Source organism: Pseudomonas fluorescens (assembly GCF_040448305.1).
Classification (GTDB): Bacteria; Pseudomonadota; Gammaproteobacteria; order Pseudomonadales; family Pseudomonadaceae; genus Aquipseudomonas; species Aquipseudomonas fluorescens_BH.
On sequence record NZ_CP148752.1, the window covers coordinates 5945383 to 5963936 of the forward strand.

General features: G+C 61.3%; 17 protein-coding genes and 1 pseudogene. 8 read left to right on the forward strand and 10 right to left on the reverse strand.

The annotated features are described in order from the left end of the window. The first annotated feature begins 48 nt into the window (after nt 1-48). Both aroQ and WHX55_RS27100 read left to right on the forward strand, forming a co-directional pair. Nucleotides 49-489 (forward strand): type II 3-dehydroquinate dehydratase, encoded by a 441-nt coding sequence (gene aroQ, locus WHX55_RS27095; protein WP_150727002.1) that lies wholly within the window; start codon nt 49-51, stop codon nt 487-489. 5 nt (nt 490-494) lie between these two features. Continuing rightward, nucleotides 495-1349, forward strand: a complete 855-nt coding sequence (locus tag WHX55_RS27100; RefSeq protein ID WP_150755002.1) for a shikimate dehydrogenase — start codon at nt 495-497, stop codon at nt 1347-1349. 40 nt (nt 1350-1389) lie between these two features. Here WHX55_RS27100 and WHX55_RS27105 read toward each other — a convergent pair whose 3' ends face one another. Further along, complete coding sequence (locus WHX55_RS27105) at nt 1390-2067, reverse strand: TetR family transcriptional regulator (RefSeq protein WP_150727000.1); 678 nt, start codon at nt 2065-2067, stop codon at nt 1390-1392. A gap of 102 nt (nt 2068-2169) precedes the next feature. Next, on the reverse strand, nt 2170-4071 hold the full coding sequence (gene quiC / locus WHX55_RS27110; RefSeq protein ID WP_353741623.1) for a 3-dehydroshikimate dehydratase QuiC: 1902 nt from the start codon (nt 4069-4071) through the stop codon (nt 2170-2172). 268 nt (nt 4072-4339) lie between these two features. Between quiC and WHX55_RS27115 the strand changes: the two genes are divergently transcribed. Next, nucleotides 4340-5677: an MFS transporter gene (locus WHX55_RS27115; protein ID WP_150726998.1), complete on the forward strand. Its 1338-nt coding sequence runs from the start codon at nt 4340-4342 to the stop codon at nt 5675-5677. 19 nt (nt 5678-5696) lie between these two features. On the opposite strand, the pseudogene WHX55_RS27120 reads toward WHX55_RS27115, so the two are convergent. The 5 genes and pseudogenes from WHX55_RS27120 to WHX55_RS27140 all read right to left on the reverse strand — a co-directional run. Next, nucleotides 5697-5774 (reverse strand): annotated as a pseudogene (locus WHX55_RS27120) (outer membrane lipoprotein carrier protein LolA); the annotation flags it as partial. A gap of 42 nt (nt 5775-5816) precedes the next feature. Next, nucleotides 5817-6695, reverse strand: a complete 879-nt coding sequence (locus tag WHX55_RS27125; RefSeq protein WP_095965683.1) for a DMT family transporter — start codon at nt 6693-6695, stop codon at nt 5817-5819. 155 nt (nt 6696-6850) lie between these two features. Further along, nucleotides 6851-7666: a sugar phosphate isomerase/epimerase gene (locus tag WHX55_RS27130; protein ID WP_353741624.1), complete on the reverse strand. Its 816-nt coding sequence runs from the start codon at nt 7664-7666 to the stop codon at nt 6851-6853. 2 nt (nt 7667-7668) lie between these two features. After that, a complete protein-coding gene (locus tag WHX55_RS27135; RefSeq protein WP_353741625.1) occupies nt 7669-8724 on the reverse strand; it encodes a Gfo/Idh/MocA family oxidoreductase in 1056 nt (351 codons plus the stop codon). Between the two features lie 179 nt (nt 8725-8903). Then, a complete protein-coding gene (locus tag WHX55_RS27140; protein ID WP_150755007.1) occupies nt 8904-9680 on the reverse strand; it encodes an IclR family transcriptional regulator in 777 nt (258 codons plus the stop codon). A gap of 175 nt (nt 9681-9855) precedes the next feature. On the opposite strand from WHX55_RS27140, the gene WHX55_RS27145 reads away from it, so the two are divergent. The 3 genes from WHX55_RS27145 to WHX55_RS27155 all read left to right on the forward strand — a co-directional run bounded on the left by WHX55_RS27145 (nt 9856) and on the right by WHX55_RS27155 (nt 13654). After that, nucleotides 9856-11577 carry an FAD-dependent oxidoreductase gene (locus tag WHX55_RS27145; protein WP_353741626.1) on the forward strand — a complete coding sequence of 574 codons (1722 nt, stop codon included), beginning with the start codon at nt 9856-9858 and terminating at the stop codon, nt 11575-11577. A gap of 226 nt (nt 11578-11803) precedes the next feature. Beyond that, nucleotides 11804-12694, forward strand: coding sequence for a neutral zinc metallopeptidase (locus WHX55_RS27150; protein ID WP_353741627.1), 891 nt, complete (start codon nt 11804-11806; stop codon nt 12692-12694). After that, the gene (locus tag WHX55_RS27155; protein WP_151214164.1) at nt 12695-13654 is read left to right on the forward strand and encodes an alpha/beta hydrolase; all 960 of its coding nucleotides are present in this window, start codon (nt 12695-12697) and stop codon (nt 13652-13654) included. It abuts the gene before it with no gap. A 143-nt stretch (nt 13655-13797) separates the two neighbouring features. On the opposite strand, the gene WHX55_RS27160 is transcribed toward WHX55_RS27155, so the two are convergent. The 3 genes from WHX55_RS27160 to WHX55_RS27170 form a co-directional block, all read right to left on the reverse strand. After that, on the reverse strand, nt 13798-14391 hold the full coding sequence (locus WHX55_RS27160) for an HAD family hydrolase (protein ID WP_150755010.1): 594 nt from the start codon (nt 14389-14391) through the stop codon (nt 13798-13800). Next, complete coding sequence (gene tesB, locus WHX55_RS27165; RefSeq protein ID WP_046041726.1) at nt 14388-15257, reverse strand: acyl-CoA thioesterase II; 870 nt, start codon at nt 15255-15257, stop codon at nt 14388-14390. Before tesB ends, WHX55_RS27160 begins: the two co-directional genes overlap by 4 nt. A gap of 104 nt (nt 15258-15361) precedes the next feature. Continuing rightward, a complete protein-coding gene (locus WHX55_RS27170) occupies nt 15362-15931 on the reverse strand; it encodes a GNAT family N-acetyltransferase (protein WP_150726990.1) in 570 nt (189 codons plus the stop codon). A gap of 79 nt (nt 15932-16010) precedes the next feature. Here WHX55_RS27170 and WHX55_RS27175 point away from each other — a divergent pair, with 79 nt between their 5' ends. Together WHX55_RS27175 and WHX55_RS27180 are read left to right on the forward strand one after the other, a co-directional pair. Then, entirely contained in the window at nt 16011-16931 is a 921-nt protein-coding gene (locus WHX55_RS27175; protein ID WP_150755012.1) for a histone deacetylase, read from the forward strand. 280 nt (nt 16932-17211) lie between these two features. After that, complete coding sequence (locus tag WHX55_RS27180) at nt 17212-18453, forward strand: TIGR03862 family flavoprotein (protein ID WP_353741628.1); 1242 nt, start codon at nt 17212-17214, stop codon at nt 18451-18453. Nucleotides 18454-18554 lie beyond the last annotated feature (101 nt).

An 18554-nucleotide genomic window follows, 5' to 3' on the forward strand; every position in this document is an offset into this window, starting at 1 on the left:
GGCTGAAGTCCTCGGCCGATTCCAAAAATAATAAGTGGAGAGATTCCGATGTCCCCTATCGTTCTGGTGCTCAACGGCCCGAACCTGAACCTGCTCGGTACCCGTGAACCGGCGACTTACGGCCACGAAACCCTGGCAGACATTTCGGTCCTGTGCGCACGTACCGCCGAAGAATTCGGCCTGGCAGTGGAGTTTCGTCAGACCAACCATGAAGGCGAATTGCTCGACTGGATTCACGCCGCCCGCGGCCGCTGCGCCGGGATCGTCATCAATCCTGCCGCGTGGACCCACACCTCCGTTGCGATCCGCGATGCCCTGGTCGCCAGCGAACTGCCGGTGATCGAAGTCCACCTGTCCAACGTCCACGCCCGCGAACCCTTCCGCCACCATTCCTTCGTTTCAGCCATTGCCACCGCCGTGCTGGCCGGTTTTGGCAGTCATGGCTATCGCCTGGCGCTGGAACACTTCAGTCATCGTTTGAAGGGGTGATCGCCGTGACTCAGAACCACGTGATACTGGCCGGGCTGATTGGCGCCGGCATCCAGGCTTCCCGCACACCGGCCATGCACGAGCATGAAGGCGATGCCCAGGGGCTGCGCTACCTCTATCGCCTGATTGATCTTGATCAGTTGAAACTCGACAGCAACGCCCTGCCCGACCTGTTGATGGCTGCCGAGCGCATGAACTTCACCGGGCTGAACATCACCTTTCCATGCAAACAGGCGATCATCCCGCTGCTCGACGAACTCTCGCCGGAGGCCCGCGGCATCGGTGCGGTCAACACAGTGGTGCTCAAGGATGGCAAACGCATCGGCCACAACACCGACTGCCTGGGCTTTGCCGAGGGCTTTCGCCGGGGTTTGAAAGGCGTTGCCGTTGAACGTGTCGTACAGATGGGCGCCGGCGGCGCAGGTGCGGCGGTGGCCCACGCGTTGTTGAGCGAAGGCGTACAACAGCTGAGCATTTTTGACGTGGACATCCGCCGCGCCCAGGATCTGGCTGACAATCTCAATCAGCATTTCGGCGTCGCTCGAGCAGTGGCCGGGTATGACCTGCCCAACGCCATGGCACAGGCAGATGGCCTGGTGAACACCACGCCGATGGGCATGAAAAAGCTGCCGGGCATGCCGGTGCCGGTCGAGCTGCTGCGGGCCGAATTGTGGGTGGCGGAGATCGTTTACTTCCCGCTGGAAACCGAACTGCTGCGCAACGCCCGCGCTCTCGGTTGCCGGACGCTGGACGGCGGCAACATGGCGGTGTTTCAGGCGGTGAAGGCGTTCGAGTTGTTCAGCGGCGTGGTGCCGGATGCCCAGCGGATGCTTGAGCATTTTCAGAGCATGAATGAATGACTGAATAAGTGAGGTGAGAGGGCAACCCCCTCACCTCGCCTCAGGCTTGCAGGTACCGCAGAACCGACTCGCAAATCATCTCCCGATGACGCTGCTTGATGCGTTCGTCCGGCAGGTCGATCTGAAAAATCTCACCAAAGGTGTGGCGGTTCGAGACGCGATAGAAGCAGAACGAACTGATCAGCAGATGCACATCCAGCGGATCAAGCCCGGTACGGAACAGCCCTTGCTCGGCGCCGCGGCGCAGAATCTCGCCCAGTGAATCAAGGATGGTGTTGTTCATCGCCTTGATCGCATCGGAGCGCTTCACGTACTCGGCGTTGTGAATGTTCTCGATGCTGACGATGCGCACGAAATCGACGTTGCGATCATGGTGATCGAAGGTGAACTCCACCAGCCGCCGAATGGCTTCGATCGGCGCCAGTTCCGCCAGGTGCAGGCGATTTTCGGTGTTGCGGATATCGCCGTAGAGTTTCTCCAGCACCTCGACGTAGAGCTGCTCCTTACTGCCGAAGTAGTAATAGATCATGCGCTTGGAGGTGTGGATGCGCTCGGCGATGGCATCGACGCGAGCCCCGGAAAGCCCCTGCTGGACGAATTCGACAATCGCCTCCTGCAGGATGTTTTCGCGGGTCTTTTCCGGATTGTTCTTGCGACTCTTGCGCGGCTCGGTACCAGGTTCTACGGAGGCTGCGGGGAGTTCTGAGGTCATTGTCATTGCGGGCTCACGGCCATCACTGCACAGGCTGGCGATTATGGGCTGCGCGGCACGGTGAAGGAAGCCGCGCAGCCCACGTTTAATCCCGCGTTTACGAATTTCCTACAACTTCGCCTGGCGCAATGCGCCGCTACGGGATTTGGCCATGGCCGCCAGGCGCACCGCGACGTTGGCCGCGCCGTAGCCGGCATAACCTTTTTTACGCTGGATGATCTCGAAGAAGAATCGCCCCTCGAACGGCTCGGTGTACACATGAAACAGCTCACCGCCCTGGGCGTCGCGGTCGTACAACACGTTGTAGTAGGCCAGTTCGCTGAGGAACTCGTCATCGAAATCGAACCGCGCCGCCAGGTCATCGTAGTAGTTGAGCGGGATATCCAACAGCGGCACGCCCGCCTCTTTTGCACGACTGACCTGGGCAAAGATGTCATCACAATCAAACGCGATGTGATGCACACCGGAGCCGCGATAACTCGACAGCGCGTGTGAGATCGCGGTGTTGCGGTTCTCGGAAATGTTCAGTGGCAGGCGGATCGAACTGTCGCGACTGCGCAAGGCACGGCTCTTCACCAGACCGTAAGGATCCGGTAGTACGACTTCATCGTCCGCCTCGAAATCCAGCAGGCTCTTATAGAACAGCACCCAGCTGTCGAGGCTGTCGGCCGGCAGCGCCATGGCCATGTGGTCGATGCGCTTGAGGCCACCGCTGACCGGCGCATCCGCCAGCAGATTGAAGTCGGTGCCGTAGACGTCGGCATCCTGGTCCACCAGATAGATCAGGCTGCCATCCGGCGCACGCACCGCCGCCAGTTCCAGTTCATTGGGGCCGACCAGCCCGCGATAGGGTTGCCCCTTATAGGCCACGGCGCGGGCCAGCGCGCTGGCGCTGTCCTTGACCCGCACGGCGGTGGCGCACAATGAAGGGCCGTGGGCCTCAAAGAAACTGTGACCGAACGAGTAAGGCTCGGAGTTGAGGATCAGGTTGATATCAACCTGGCGCATCAGGCTGACGCTCTTGGAACGATGCTGCCCGGCCTTGACGAAACCCAGTCGCTCAAGCCAATGGGCGAGCTTGGCGCCGAGGCTTTCGTCCACGGCAAACTCCAGAAACTCGATGCCGTTGTACTCACTGGCCTTGGGCGTTTCGAAAAGAATCTCAGAGTTGGCCGCAGGCTTGGCTTCCTGCGCCAGGCGCTCGCGGGTCTTCTCTTCCAGGTACAGCAACGAACGCAAGCCGTCGGCGGCGTTGGCCCGTGGCGGCGCGGCGCGGAAACCGTCGTTGAAGATCTCCAGCGACAGCGGCCCGGTATATCCGCTCTTGATGATTGGCGCGAGGAAGCCCGGCAAGTCGAATTCACCCTGACCCGGGAAGCAGCGAAAATGCCGGCTCCACTCCAGCACGTCCATGGCCAGGATCGGCGCGTCAGCCATTTGCACGAAGAAAATCTTGTCCCCGGGAATCTCGGCGATAGCGCTTGGATCGCCCTTGAGCGACAAGGTGTGAAAGCTGTCCAGCAACACGCCAAGGCTTGGGTGATCGGCCTGACGCACGATGTTCCACACCTGTTGCCAGGTGTTCACATGCCGGCCCCAGGCCAGCGCTTCGTAACCGATGCGCAGGCCGCGTGCCCCGGCGTGCTCAGCCAGCAGTCGCAAGTCGTCGACCAGAATCCGCTCATCACCGATGGACTCGGCCGAGGCGTTGCTGCACACCAGCACCAGGTCAGTGCCCAGCTCCTGCATCAGGTCGAATTTGCGCTCGGCGCGCTCCAGGTTGCGCGACAGGCGATCGCGGCGGCAGCCTTCGAAATCGCGGAACGGTTGAAACAGGGTGATGGCGATCCCGAGATCGGCGCACATCTGTTTAATTTCCCGTGGACTACCGTCGTAGTAGAGAAGGTCGTTCTCGAAAATCTCGACGCCGTCGAAACCGGCGGCGGCAATGGCTTCGAGTTTTTCCGGCAGGGTACCGCTCAAGGATACGGTGGCAATGGAACGCTGCATGTTTCGGCTCCCGGTGGAGGCTTCGGCTACAGGGAATTTGCGCCGCTTTTAAAAGAGTGAACCGATTATTGAGCCGGTCGGTGCATTGAGCAATTTAAAGTGTACTACCCAGTTAGTTTTGTGTTCGATTATCGAACAAAATGGTGATTAGCGAATTGACGATTTTTTGTCCACTGCCCAACATCGTCCTCACATTAAGTCCGGACACGCAACACCGGTCGCGATGTCCAAAACACCAAATAACAAATTCAAAAAACGGGTGGTACACATGATTCCTTCCCAAAGCTCACGCATGGCTCCGGCCATGAACGTCACTGCCGGTGGCATCGGCGACAAAATTCGCGGCGCCATGGCTGTCGGCAAAACCCGTTGGGGGATGCTGGCACTGGTGTTTTTCGCCACCACCCTGAACTACATCGACCGCGCCGCCCTGGGCGTGATGCAGCCAATCCTGGCCAAGGAAATGAGTTGGACGGCGATGGACTACGCCAACATCAACTTCTGGTTCCAGGTCGGTTACGCCATTGGTTTCGTGCTGCAAGGCCGCTTGATCGACAGGGTCGGCGTCAAGCGCGTGTTCTTCTGCGCGGTGCTGCTCTGGAGCCTGGCGACCGGCGCCCACGGCCTGGCCACTTCGGCGGTCGGCTTCATGGTTTGCCGATTCATCCTCGGCCTGACCGAAGCGGCCAACTACCCGGCTTGCGTGAAAACCACCCGCCTGTGGTTCCCGGCCGGCGAGCGCGCCGTGGCCACCGGCATTTTCAACGCCGGCACCAACGTCGGTGCGATGTTCACACCCATGCTGCTGCCGCTGATCCTGCACGTCTGGGGCTGGCAAGCCGCGTTCCTGTGCATGGCGGCACTGGGCGGGATCTGGCTGCTGTTCTGGGGCCTGAAGTACTTCAACCCGGAAGACCACCCAAGCGTCAAACAGTCGGAACTGGACTACATCCAGAACGAAGTCGAACCTGAACAAACCCGCGTGCCGTTCTCGAAAATCCTGCGCATGCGTGGCACCTGGGCCTTCGCCCTCGCCTACTCGATCACTGCGCCGGTGTTCTGGTTCTACCTGTACTGGCTGCCGCCGTTCCTCAACCAGCAATACAACCTGGGCATCAACGTCACCCAGATGGGTATCCCGCTGATCATCATCTACCTCACTGCCGACTTCGGTAGCGTTGGCGGCGGCATCCTCTCCTCGTTCCTGATCGGTCGCGGCGTCAACCCGATCAAGGCGCGACTGATGTCCATGTTCCTGTTCGCCTGCTGCATCATCGGCGTGATCATGGCGGCCGGCTCCAGCAACCTGTGGGTCGCGGTGGCCGCCATCTCCCTGGCCATCGGCGCACACCAGGCCTGGACCGCGAACATCTGGAGCCTGGTGATGGACTACACGCCCAAGCACATGATGAGTACGGTGTTCGGCTTCGGCGGCATGTGTGCGGCGATTGGCGGGATGTTCATGACCCAACTGGTCGGCCACATCCTGACCATCACCAACAACAACTACACCGTGCTGTTCACCATGATTCCGGCGATGTACTTCATTGCGCTGATCTGGATGTACTTCATGGCACCGCGCAAGATTCCGACCGTCACCGACTAAAGATCGCCGCAATGCCCCCTGTAGGAGCGAGCATGCTCGCGAAAAACCTGAGAGCGACGCGGGTATCCAGACAACCCGCGTCATCGTTGACGAACATCGCGAGCAGGCTCGCTCCTACAGGTCGTTTCTCTTTGGGCTTTTACCGTCGGCTTTGCTGCCAGGCCGCTGCCAACCCGCTGCAGCAGATCACGGCAATGCCGAGCACGGTGGTCAGTGTCGGCGTATGGGAAAACAGCAGCCAGCCCAGCAGGCCGGCGAAGATGATCTGGCAATAGCTGAACGGTGCCAGCAGTGCCGGTGCCGCGAGGCGGAACGCCTGGGTCAGGAACAGGTGTGCCGTCATCCCACAGGCCCCCAGCGCCAGCATCATCGCGCCATGCACCAGGTTCGGCGTCTGCCAGAAGAACGGCACCAGCGCACTCATCACCAGCGTGTTGCACAAGCCGGCGAAGAAGTTGCTGGTGGTCGGGCTGTCGATCTCGCTGAGCTTGCGGGTCAGCAGTTGGTAGAAGCAGAAAAACAACGCCGAGCAGAACGGCAGCAACACCGCCGGGGTAAACAGATCACCACCGGGGTGAACGATGATCAGCACCCCGCTGAAACCGAAAATCACCGCCAGCCATTGCCCCCGGGTCACGCGCTCGCCAAGCAGCGGTACCGACAACGCGGTGACCAGTACCGGCGCGAGGAAGTTAACCGACGTGGCCTCGGCCAGCGGGATGTACATCAGCCCCGTGGTGAAAAACAGGCTGGTGCCCAGCAGGCACAGCGCCCGGATCAGCTGCAGCAATGGCCGTTTGGTACGCAGCACCCGCAGCCCGGACTGCGGCAGGAAAATCCCGGCCATCAGCAAGGTGTGAACCACGTAGCGCGCCCAGACCACCATGACGATGGGGTAGAAACCGGAGAGGTATTTGGAAAAGGCGTCGTGGCTGGAAAACAGGAAGGTTGCGACAACGATCAGCAGGATCCCTTTGAAGGGCTGATTGACGCCGGAAAGCGGGGTGCTGACGGTCATGGGGTTTCCTTACTTGAAGTCAAAAGCATCACATGTAGGAGCGAGCTTGCTCGCGATGGTCGTCAACGATGATGATGGCCGCCTGGACAAACACGGCGCCCTCACGTCCATCGCGAGCAAGCTCGCTCCTCCAAGCGATAGGTGCGCAGCAGCGCTTACAACCGCGCCAACAATTCCCGGGTTTTATCCAGCGCCATCTGCGCCCGGTCCAATCCACTCACGCCCTGCTCCAGCAACTGCACGGTGGGAATCTCCAGGCTCAATGGAATGTCAGCCGGCAAACCGCGCAACAACCCCGGCAGGTCACAATCGCCATCGCCGGGGAAACGCCGTTCGTTACGCGCCTGACGCAAGATCTCCGCCATGTCGGTCGGCCGTGGTCCTGCGACGTCACACAACTGTGCATACCGTAACCGTGAGGGGGCAACTTTGACCAGTTCTTCCAGCCGCGATCCAGAGCGGTCGAAGTGAAAGGCGTCGACCAATACGCCGCCGTTTTCACGCCCGGCGTTTTCCACGATACGCGCGGCTTGTTGAAGATTGCGCGCATCGGTCCAGGGCATGAACTCCAGATGCGGGTGCAACCCATAGGCTGCCGCCAGATCACAGAGTTCGGCAAAATGCTGCGTCAGCCGCTGCTCGTCAGGATCGTTACCGGCCACCAGCAACTCACTGGCGCCGAACTCGGCACCCACTGCCAGGATTTTCTCGAAATCGGCGACGACGGTTTCCGGCTTGAGCCGCAGGATTTCGACGTCCAGCACCCGAATACCGGTATCGCGCAGACGCGCCAGGGTCTGGCGCCGCAATTCGTGGTCGGCCACCAAGGCAAAATGGTGCTCCTCCGGGGTCGCCGGTACCAGACGCAAGCCGACATGGCTGTAACCGGCCCGCGCGGCTACCTCGACCATGTCGGGCGGCGACAACTCCAGCACGGTCAGGCTGGCCAGGGAGAAAATACGCTCGCTCATGCTCAACCCTCGATCAAGGATGGCGTGCAGGCACGCCCGGTTTCGGCGGCTTCGCGGATGGCTTCGATCAGCGCCAACGTACGCGCGGCATCGGCGGCACTCACCAGCGGCTCGACTTCCCGGCGCGCTACGCGCACGAAGTGTTGCAACTGCAGACGCAGGGCTTCATCGGCACTGAAGCTTTCCTGGGTTGCCAGCAACGGTTGATGCCAGCCGCCATCGACTTCGTTGTAGTGCCAGCGTTTAAGCTGCGGAATGCTCAGCGCCCCACCCGTTCCGGCCAGCAAGTAGCACGGCTGATCAGGATGACGCGGATACACCGGGTTCTCCCCCGAATCCAGCTCCCAACTCCAGGGCGCCGCCACCGCATCGGAGCCGGTCAGGCTGCCCAGTGCACCGTTGTCGAATTGCAGCAGTACTGCCGCGCAATCTTCGTTGGCAAACCCGCGAATGGCATTGCTGGTGATGGCCTGAACCTGACGCACCTCACCGCACAAATGCCGCAGCAGATCGAGGTCGTGGATCAGGTTGGTCAACAACATCCCCGCGCCAGCCTCGCGGCGCCAGGGTGTTTCAAAATAGCTGCCGGGCTTGCGCAACTGCCAGAGCGCCGTGACCGTGGTCAACCGACCCAATGCGCCGCTGTGGACAAGTTCGTGGGCGCGGACGATCAGCGGATTGTGCCGGCGGTGATGTCCGACCAGTACCGGAACGCCACTCGCCTTCGAGGCAGCCACCAGCTCCCTGGCTTCATCCAGATGCACACCCACCGGTTTTTCCAGCAGTACCGGCACGCCGGCCGCGAGGCAATCGAGGGCAGTACTGACGTGCTGCGTGTTCGGGTTGGCGACGATGACTGCGTCTGGCTTCGCCTGCTCCAGCATCTGACGATGATCGGCGAAACAGGCTACGCCCCATTGCGCCGCAAGACTGGCCGCCTGCGGTCCGGGATCGGCCACGGCGCACAACGTCGCTTCAGTCAGGGATTGCAGATGCTGGTAGTGCTGCTGGCCCATGTTGCCAGCACCGATCAGGGCGATGCGAAGTGGCGAATTCAAGATGAGGTCCTCTTGTGAGTATTATTGGAGCGATGAATTCCAATAATTTAGAACCTGGTTCCAGATTCTTACACAGACTTGTCCTGAAAGTGTTCGAACAGCGCACAGCTTCTCAAGTTAAACGCTGTTCAAAATGTGGGAGCGGGCTTGCTCGCGAATGCAGTCGATTTGCACAGGCCTTAGTTGAACAACTCCGACGCCAAACTCGCTGCACTCAACTCCTCGGTGTACGCCAGCAACAACGGCGCCAGCTCATGCAGCCGCGCCCCCGGCATCCGTGCGCTCGGCCCGGCGATGCTGAGCACACCGATCACCCGTCCATCGGCGGGATGGCGCACCACTGCCGCAATCGCCGAAGTGCCGACCGCCGAACTTTCCTCAACCCAGGCGTAGCCCGTCTCCCGCGCCAGACGCAGGCGCTCGAGCAATTCGATGTTCGAGCGCGGCGCGTTCGGCCCCACATGTTCCGGCTCCTGTGCGCCCTGTCGTTCCACCAGCGACAAGGCTTCGGCATCGCTCATGCACGCCAGCCACGCATGCCCCGAGGCGGTGTAGAACAACGGCGCATCGCGGCCCATGTCCGGGTCGTAACGCAGACCGGAGCGCGCACCCTGGGACTTGGCGATCCAGGTCTGACGCTCGCCGTCGATCACCCCGAGACGCACCAGTTCGCCGGTTTCCAGAGCCAGGCGGTCAAGCACCGGCTGCACGATGTCGGCACCGCTGCTCGACAGGTAACGGAAGCCCATCGCCACCAATTTGGTCGAGAGGTGATAACGCAAATTATCCGGATTCTGCCGCACATAACCGAGGCGGATCAGCTCGGCCAGCAGGCGATGGGTCGCGCTCTTGGGGATGTCCAGTTGCTCCGCCAGGGTCTGCATCGGCAGGCCACGGGGATCGCTGGTGAGGCTTTCGAGCACACTGAAAACACGTTCGATCTGACTGCCGGCCATGGTCACTTCCACGCAAAATTTGCTCGATTCTAGAAGACAACCGCACGAATGCGAAATCTGGAACTGACCGTTCGATAACCGCCCGCTTTACGCCCTCCAGACTTGTTAGGCCTGACCTGATTCTTATATTTTCTGGAACCAGATTCCAAAACGATAAAGCACCGGAGTTCAAACAATGCCTGCCGAAGCGCACTTTCTTCCCGACATCGACTGCGATGTGCTGATCGTTGGCTCCGGTGCGGCGGGACTGTCGGCGGCCGTGACCGCCGCGTGGCACGGGCTGAAAGTCATAGTGGTAGAAAAGGACCCGGTGTTCGGCGGCGCCACGGCCTGGTCCGGTGGCTGGGCCTGGGTGCCCTGCAACCCGCTGGCCCGACGCGCAGGCATCGTCGAAGACGTTGAACTGCCGCGCACTTACCTGAAACACGAACTGGGCGAGCGCTTTGATCCAGCGATGATCGACGCTTTCCTGGAAGCCGGCCCGCGGATGGTGTCGTTCTTCGAGCAGCACACCTCACTGCAATTTTCCGACGGTAACGCCATTGCCGACATTCATGGCGACACGCCCGGGGCAGGCACCGGTGGACGCTCGGTGATCGCCGCCCCTTACGACGCACGAAAGGTCGGCACACTGCTCAAGCGTCTGCGCAAAACCATGCGGGAAACTTCGTTCATGGGCATGCCAATCATGGCGGGGGCGGACCTCACGGCATTCCTCAACCTGACCCGTTCGCTGTCGGCGGCCTGGCACGTTACGCGACGTTTCAGCCGTCATCTGTTCGACCTCGCCATGCATGGCCGGGCGATGCAACTGGTCAACGGTGTGGCCTTGGTGGCGCGCCTGACGAAATCCGCCGATGACCTCGGCGTGTTGCTCTGGGAATCAGCGCCCGTGACCCGATTGCTGCGCGAGAATGATCAGGTACGAGGTGCGGTGATCAGCACCGCCAAAGGCTTGGTGCGCATCCATGCACGCAAGGCCGTGGTGCTCGCGGCCGGTGGTTTCGCCAATGACATCGAACGTCGCAAGGCACTGTTCCCCCGCACACCGACCGGGCATGAGCATCTGGCCTTGCCGCCCCTCGGCGTTTGCGGCGATGGCCTGCGCCTGGGCGAAAGTGTCGGTGCCCGGGTCAACAGCGACATGGCGTCCGCCGTCGCCTGGGCGCCGGTTTCGCAAGTGCCGCACAGCGACGGCAGCACGGGACACTTCCCGCACATTATCGAGCGTGGCAAACCAGGCATCATCGGTGTGCTGAGCAACGGCCAGCGCTTCGTCAATGAAGCCAACGGCTACTACGACTACGTCACGGCCATGGTCGCCGCCGCCCCGCCGGGTGAAGAAGTGGCGTCGTGGCTGATCTGCACCCATGGTTTTCAACGTCGTTATGGCCTGGGCATCTCTCGGCCATTTCCGGTGCCGCTGGCATCCTTCATCCGCAGCGGCTATCTGAAAACCGGCGAATCCCTTGAGGAATTGGCGGCAGCCTGCGGCATCGACCCGGTTGGCTTGCGCAGCACCGTGTCGGACTACAATCGCCACGCGCGCAACGGCGAAGACCCGCAGTTCGGTCGTGGTTCCACGCCCTACAACCGCAAGCAGGGTGACGCACTGCAACAACCCAACCCATGCGTCGCGCCGATCGAACAAGGCCCGTTCTATGCCGTGAAAGTCCAGCCGGGCAGCTTCGGCACCTTCGCCGGGCTCAAGGTCAACCAACATGCCCAGGTCCTGGATGACGCGGCGCACCCCATCGCCGGCCTGTACGCGGCGGGCGGCGACATGGCCAGCATCATGGGCGGTCACTACCCCGCTGGCGGCATCAATCTCGGCCCGGCGCTGACCTTCGGCTACATCGCCGCGCGCCACATCGCAGGCGTCACTGCTTATGAATAATCCGCAAGACCGGCGATCGCCTTCAAGATAAAAACCCATCGCCCGACGGAATTCGATGGGTTATCCGTGTTCAATACAAGCCTGAAACCTTCTCGGTAGCCCTTCACGGGTAGCCGGGAATCAACCTGTGCGCGAAAAAAAGACGGACGGCCGGACTGGCGCCGCTCCCACTTGGCAGCAACACTCATCGCACGGAGCTTTACCCGGAACAGAAGAGGATTCCCACATGCTATGGAAAAAAGGCCGACGCAGCGACAACGTGGTCGACGCCCGTGGCGATGATGTTGGCGGCGGTGGCGGCATGCGTTTTGGCGGTGGCAAAGGCCTGAGCCTGACGGCGATCCTCCTGATCGTCGGCATCGGCTGGATCACCGGCCAGGATCCGCTGCAGATCCTCGGACAATTGACCGGGCAAATGGACCAGCAATCGGCACCCGCCACCAACCAGAGTCGCCAGGCACCGCCGGTCAACGATGAGAGCGCGGAATTCGTGCGCTCGATCCTCGGCGATACCGAGGACACCTGGGGCGCAATTTTCCAGCAGGCAGGCCGCCAATATAAGGACCCGACCCTGGTGCTGTTCAGCAATCGCGTGAATTCGGCCTGCGGTCTGGCCACCTCGGCGACCGGCCCCTTCTATTGCCCCACCGACCAGAAGGTCTACCTGGACATGGCGTTCTTCCAGGAGATGTCCCAACGTTTTTCCGCCGCGGGCGACTTCGCCCAGGCCTACGTGATCGCTCACGAAGTCGGACACCACGTGCAGACCCTGCTTGGGGTGTCCGCAAAAATTCAGGCAGCACGCCAACAAGGCCGGCAGATGGAAGGCGACGGCGGTTTGCTGGTTCGTCAGGAACTGCAAGCCGATTGCCTGGCCGGCGTCTGGGCCAACAACGCGCAGAAGCGCCTGAACTGGCTGGAGCCGGGCGACATCGAAGAAGCACTGAACGCAGCGAACGCCATTGGTGACGATCGTTTGCAGCAGCAGGGTCAGGGCCGCGTGGTCCCGGACTCGTTCACCCACGGTACGTCGGCGCAACGGGTGCGCTGGTTCAAAACCGGTTTCGCCCAAGGCCAGGTAAGCCAGTGCGATACCTTTGCGACGAAAAATCTGTAAATGAAGAAGTGGTTATTGGTTGTTCTGTTTACTTGCGCAACGTCCCAGGCCGCCGAGCAGGGGGTCAAGGAGCTCAGCTCAGGGCGCCTGCTGTTGAAATCAGGTGAAATCGCGGTGGGCATCAGCCCCGCCCCGGCAAAAATCGAACGGGTGCTGATCATCCTCCACGGCCGCTTGCGCAATGCGCAAACCTATCTGCAGAGCGCTGAGCACGCGGCCGAACTGGCCGGGCAAAGCGCAACGACCCTGGTGATCGCCCCGCAATTCCTCAATGAAACCGACGTTGCGGTCCATCCGGTGGCCGAAACAGTCTTGCGCTGGCAAGGCAATGAATGGATGGCCGGCGGCGAATCCACGGCGCCGTTTCGGCTGAGTTCCTACGCGGCGCTCGACGAAATCATCGCCCGCTTGGGTGACCGTCAGCAGTTTTCGGAGGTGAAGCAAATCGTCATCGCCGGGCACTCCGGCGGCGCGCAGGTGGTTCAGCGCTATGCATTGCTCGGTCACGCACAATCCGACCTCGATGCGGCCGGCGTGCAGGTGCGCTACGTGATCGCCAATCCGTCCTCCTACGCTTATTTCGATGAGCGCCGGCCCGTGGCGTTCAGCCACGCCGGTTGCCCGAACTTCAATCGCTGGAAGTACGGGCTGGCGGATTTACCGGCCTACGCCGAAGGGCAAACTGCCGCGCAGTTGCAGGAAAGTTACCTAAAGCGTGAAGTCGTTTATCTGCTGGGGCAGCAGGACATCGATCCGAATCATCCGGCGCTGGATAAAAGCTGTGAGGCCAAGGCGCAAGGGCCGTCTCGATTGGCCCGCGGGCGTTTTTACTTCGATTATCTGAAGCGGCTGCAACCGCAAGGGTTGAAGCAGCAACTGATTGAAGTACCCGGGGTCGGGCATGACGGGGACGGGATGTTTACATCGCCGCAGGGGCAGAAGGCTTTGTTTGGTCAGTAAGATTTCCGGGGCTTGAACTGACGCCATCGCGAGCAGGCTCGCTCCCACAAGGATTTTGCGGTGAACACATCATTTGTGGACACCAGAGATCACATGTGGGAGCGAGCCTGCTCGCGATGGCGGTTGACCAGGCAACGAAGCACTCAAGCCAACAGCATCTGCCGCAACTCAACACAATCCGCCGCATGCCAATCGGTTAATTCCGGCCATGGATTATCCGGCAGATTCACCAGCACCGTGCGCGCACCCGCTGCTCGCCCGCAATCGAGATCGAATCGGTAGTCACCCACCATCACCATCTCGCTCGCCGGCACGTTCCACGCTTCGGCCAGTTTCAATAGTCCGCCCGGATGCGGTTTTGGCGGTGCATCATCTCGGCCCAACACATCCTCCAGCGCAAAGCAGTCGGCCAGGCCAATGGCCTCCAGCGTGACATGTGCCAGCTCCCGGGCATTGCGCGTGAGAATGCCCAAGCGATAACCACGCCCGGCCAGTTCTCGCACCAACTCCACCGCACCCGGTGCCGGTTGCGAACCGAGGGCCAGGTCCCGCTCATGCTCCAGCAGCCACGCATGTTTGGCTGCGGCTTCATCGGCCGGCAGCGCGGCGAGGTGGGTCAGGATGTCGTGTTCGGCAGGGATCGCCAACGCCACGCGAATCGCCGCGAAGTCGTGCACGGCCACCGTCAGGGTGCCGTCCATGTCAAACACCCAGTGACGCACGTCGGCCAGGCTCATGCCCAATCCTTGCGGTGACGGATCAAGCCTTCCTGGGTGACCGAGGCTACCAGTTGCCCGGCGCGGTTGAACACGCTGCCACGGGAGAATCCACGGGAGTTGCCCGCCCACGGACTGTCCATCGCGTAGAGCAACCAGTCATCGGCACGCAGATCCTGGTGGAACCACAGCGCGTGATCGAGGCTGGCGACCTGCATGTCCTTGTGCCACACCGACTTGCCGTGGGGCTGCATCGAAGTGACCAGCAGACCGAAGTCCGATGCATAGGCCAGCAGGTATTTATGCAGAGCTGGCGAATCGGCCAAAGCCCCGTCGGCGCGGAACCAGACGTACTTGACCGGATCGGAGGGCAGCGGGTTGTAGGGATCTTTCTCGGTCACCGGGCGGAATTCGATCGGCTTCGGGCACAGCAGTTTTTCGCGCATTTTCTCGGGGATCAGGTGCGCGCGCTGCTGGGTGATTTCCAGCTCCGATGGCAGGTTTTCCGGACCGACCACTTGCGGCATTTCGGTCTGGTGCTGGAAGCCTTCCTCGTCGTACTGGAACGACGCACTGCAGGTGAAGATCGGGTGGCCCTTCTGGATCGCCGTCACGCGGCGCGTGCTGAAACTGCCACCGTCACGCACCCGGTCAACCTGATACACCACCGGCAACCCGGCATCGCCCGGACGCAGGAAATAGCCGTGCATCGAATGCACATGGCGCGCCTCTTCAACCGTCTGACTGGCCGCCGACAGTGACTGGCCGAGCACCTGACCACCGAACAACTGACGAAACCCCAGGTCCTGGCTGCGGCCACGGAACAGGTTTTCTTCGATCGGTTCCAGGGTCAGCAGGTCGACCAGATCATCCAACACTTGGCTCATTCAGATGCTCCTCACGCAAAACATTGCCGCGCAGCCTTGGCTGCTACGGTCGATTCAGTTTCTGGACTCTACCCATGAGGGCCATTGTAAACGTCCGTGTCAGGTTATCCATGCAAGGTTTGCAGCCATTGCTCGCGGCTGATGCGATACAGCACATGCCGACGCAACGGATGATCGGCCTCGAGTCGCGGGTGATCGAAGTCATCCGCCGGATCATGGTGCATGCCGATGGCCTGCATGACTTTCTCCGACGGCAGATTGGTTTGCGTCGTGAAGGCCACGACCTCTTTCAGCGGCAAGCGGTCGAACCCGCAGCGCAGAGCGGTCCACGCCGCTTCACTGGCGTAACCGAGGCCCCAGTGCTCGCGGGCCAGGCGCCAGCCGATTTCCGTGGCCGGGGTGAAAGGCGCGTCGAATCCGACCACGTTGAGCCCGGTAAATCCGATGAACTGGCCAGAGTCCTTGCGCTGCAAAGCCCAGAGACCATAACCATGCTCGGCGAAATGACCACGGATTCGCCCGATCAATGATGCGCTTTCCAGCCGGCTCAAGGTTGCCGGGAAATAGCGCATCACCTGCGGATCGGCACACATCGCCGCAAAATCCGCTAAATCTTCATCGCGCCACTGGCGCAACAGCAGCCGAGCGCTTTCAAGTTCCAGTATTGGCTCCATCGTGCCCCGCCCCTCCATTTCAATGTCGCAAGTCTACAACGCTGGTAGGATCCTTCTCTCATTCCTACATGAAATGACCATGCCACTGCCGCTGATTTATCACGAAGACTACAGCCCCGAGTTTCCGGCGGACCACCGCTTCCCGATGGACAAGTTCCGCCTGTTGCGCGATCACCTGGTGGACAGCGGCCTGACCCGCGATGCTGACCTGTTGCGCCCGGAGCTGTGTCCGGCAGAGATTCTCGCCCTCGCCCATGACCCTTCGTATATCGAACGCTACATGAGTGGCGAATTGTCCCGCGAAGACCAGCGCCGCCTCGGCCTGCCCTGGAACGAAGCCCTGACCCGGCGTACGGTGCGGGCGGTCGGCGGTTCGTTGCTGGCGGCCGAGCAGGCGCTGGAGCATGGCCTGGCCTGCCACCTGGCGGGGGGCACCCACCATGCGCACTACGACTACCCGGCCGGGTTCTGCATCTTCAATGACCTGGCGGTGATCAGCCATTACCTGCTGGAAAGTGGTCGGGTAAATCGGGTGCTGATCTTCGATTGCGACGTGCATCAGGGTGATGGGACTGCACGAATACTGCACAACACTCCGGAGGCGGTGACCGTTTCCCTGCACTGCGAAAAGAATTTTCCTGCGCGCAAGGCCGAAAGTGACTGGGACATTCCGCTGCCCAACGGCATGGGCGATGCCGACTACCTGAAGGTGGTGGACGATGCACTCAACTACCTGCTGCCGCTCTACCAACCGGACCTGGTGCTGTATGACGCCGGTGTCGATGTGCATAAGGACGACGCCCTGGGTTATCTGAAGCTGACAGACGAAGGCGTCGCCGCCCGCGATGAAAGCGTGATGCGCCATTGCCTGGGTCGCGACATTCCGTTGGTCGGGGTAATCGGCGGCGGCTACAGCAAGGACCGCCAGGCCCTGGCACGCCGTCACGGCATCCTCCATCACAGCGCGCAGCGTGTCTGGCAGTCATCAGGTTGTCACTGAACTGTGGATGCTTTACCCACAATGCCTGTGGAACTGCCTGTGGATAACCTGAGTGAAAGGGCCTGCAGCCCACACGGCGTATAGGCTACAGAACACTGACTGTTTTTTAACCACCCTTCAAAGACACCTCTAAACCCTGTAGGAGTGAGCCTGCTCGCGATAGCGGTCTGTCAGGCCCACAGATGTTGAATGTACCGCCGCCATCGCGAGCAGGCTCGCTCCTACAGGGGACGGGGCTGGTAGAATGCCCGGCTTATCCCGTCAGACCGCAGCGCATCCCATGACCCAATCCTCGTCAACCCTTCCCCCTCACGTCGCCATCATCGGCGGCGGCCCCGCCGGTCTGATGGCGGCCGAAGTGTTGAGCCAGGCCGGGATCAAGGTCGACCTGTACGACGGCATGCCCTCGGTCGGACGAAAATTCCTCCTGGCCGGCGTCGGCGGCATGAACATCACGCACTCCGAAGCCTACCCGGCGTTTCTCTCGCGCTACGCCGAACGCGCCCCGCAGATCGCCCCGCTGCTGCGCGGCTTCGGCGCCGAAGCGCTGTGCCAGTGGATTCATGACCTGGGCATCGAAACCTTCGTTGGCAGTTCCGGCCGGGTGTTCCCCACCGACATGAAGGCCGCACCGCTGCTGCGCGCCTGGCTCAAGCGCCTGCGCGACAGCGGCGTAGTTATCCACACCCGCCACCGCTGGCTCGACTGGGACGAGCGTGGCGGATTGCGCATCGACAGCCCGGAAGGCGAAAAAACCGTGCAAGCCGATGCCACCCTGCTCGCCCTCGGTGGCGGCAGTTGGTCGCGACTGGGTTCGGATGGCGCGTGGATGCTGCCACTGGAGCAGCACGGCGTAGGACTGGCGCCGTTGCAACCCAGTAATTGCGGCTTCGAGGTGCAGGCTTGGAGCGAATTGATGGTCAGCAAATTCGCCGGCGCGCCGCTGAAAAATATCGCCATCGGCCTTAACGACGACGTGCCGCGACTCGGCGAATGTGTGATTACCGCCACCGGAATCGAGGGCAGTTTGATCTACGCCCTGTCGGCACCGATCCGTGAGGCAATCAACCGGCACGGCTCGGCAACCATTCATCTGGACCTCTTGCCCGGCCGGCCTGTGGATAAAGTTGCGGCGGCGTTGAACAAGCCCCGGGGATCGCGCTCCATGGCCAAGCACCTGCACAGTCAGTTGGGCATCGATGGGGTCAAAGCGGCGCTATTGCGTGAACTGACCAGCGCCGACTGCTTTGCCGACATGGACTTGCTGGCCAAATCGATCAAGGCATTGCCACTGACGCTGGTGAAAACCCGTCCGCTGGACGAGGCCATCAGCAGCGCGGGTGGCGTGTTGTTTGAAGCGATGGATGAGCGATTGATGCTCAAACAACTGCCGGGCGTGTTTTGCGCGGGAGAGATGCTGGACTGGGAAGCGCCGACGGGCGGCTATTTGCTGACCGCGTGTTTCGCCAGCGGGCGGGCGGCGGGGTTGGGGATGGTGGAGTGGTTGAGGCGCCAAGTTTAAAGACCGAGGCGCGCCCTTCGCGAGCAGGCTCGCTCCCACATTGATCTTCTGTGAACACAGAAATTGTGTACGACACAGATCCAGTGTGGGAGCGAGCCTGC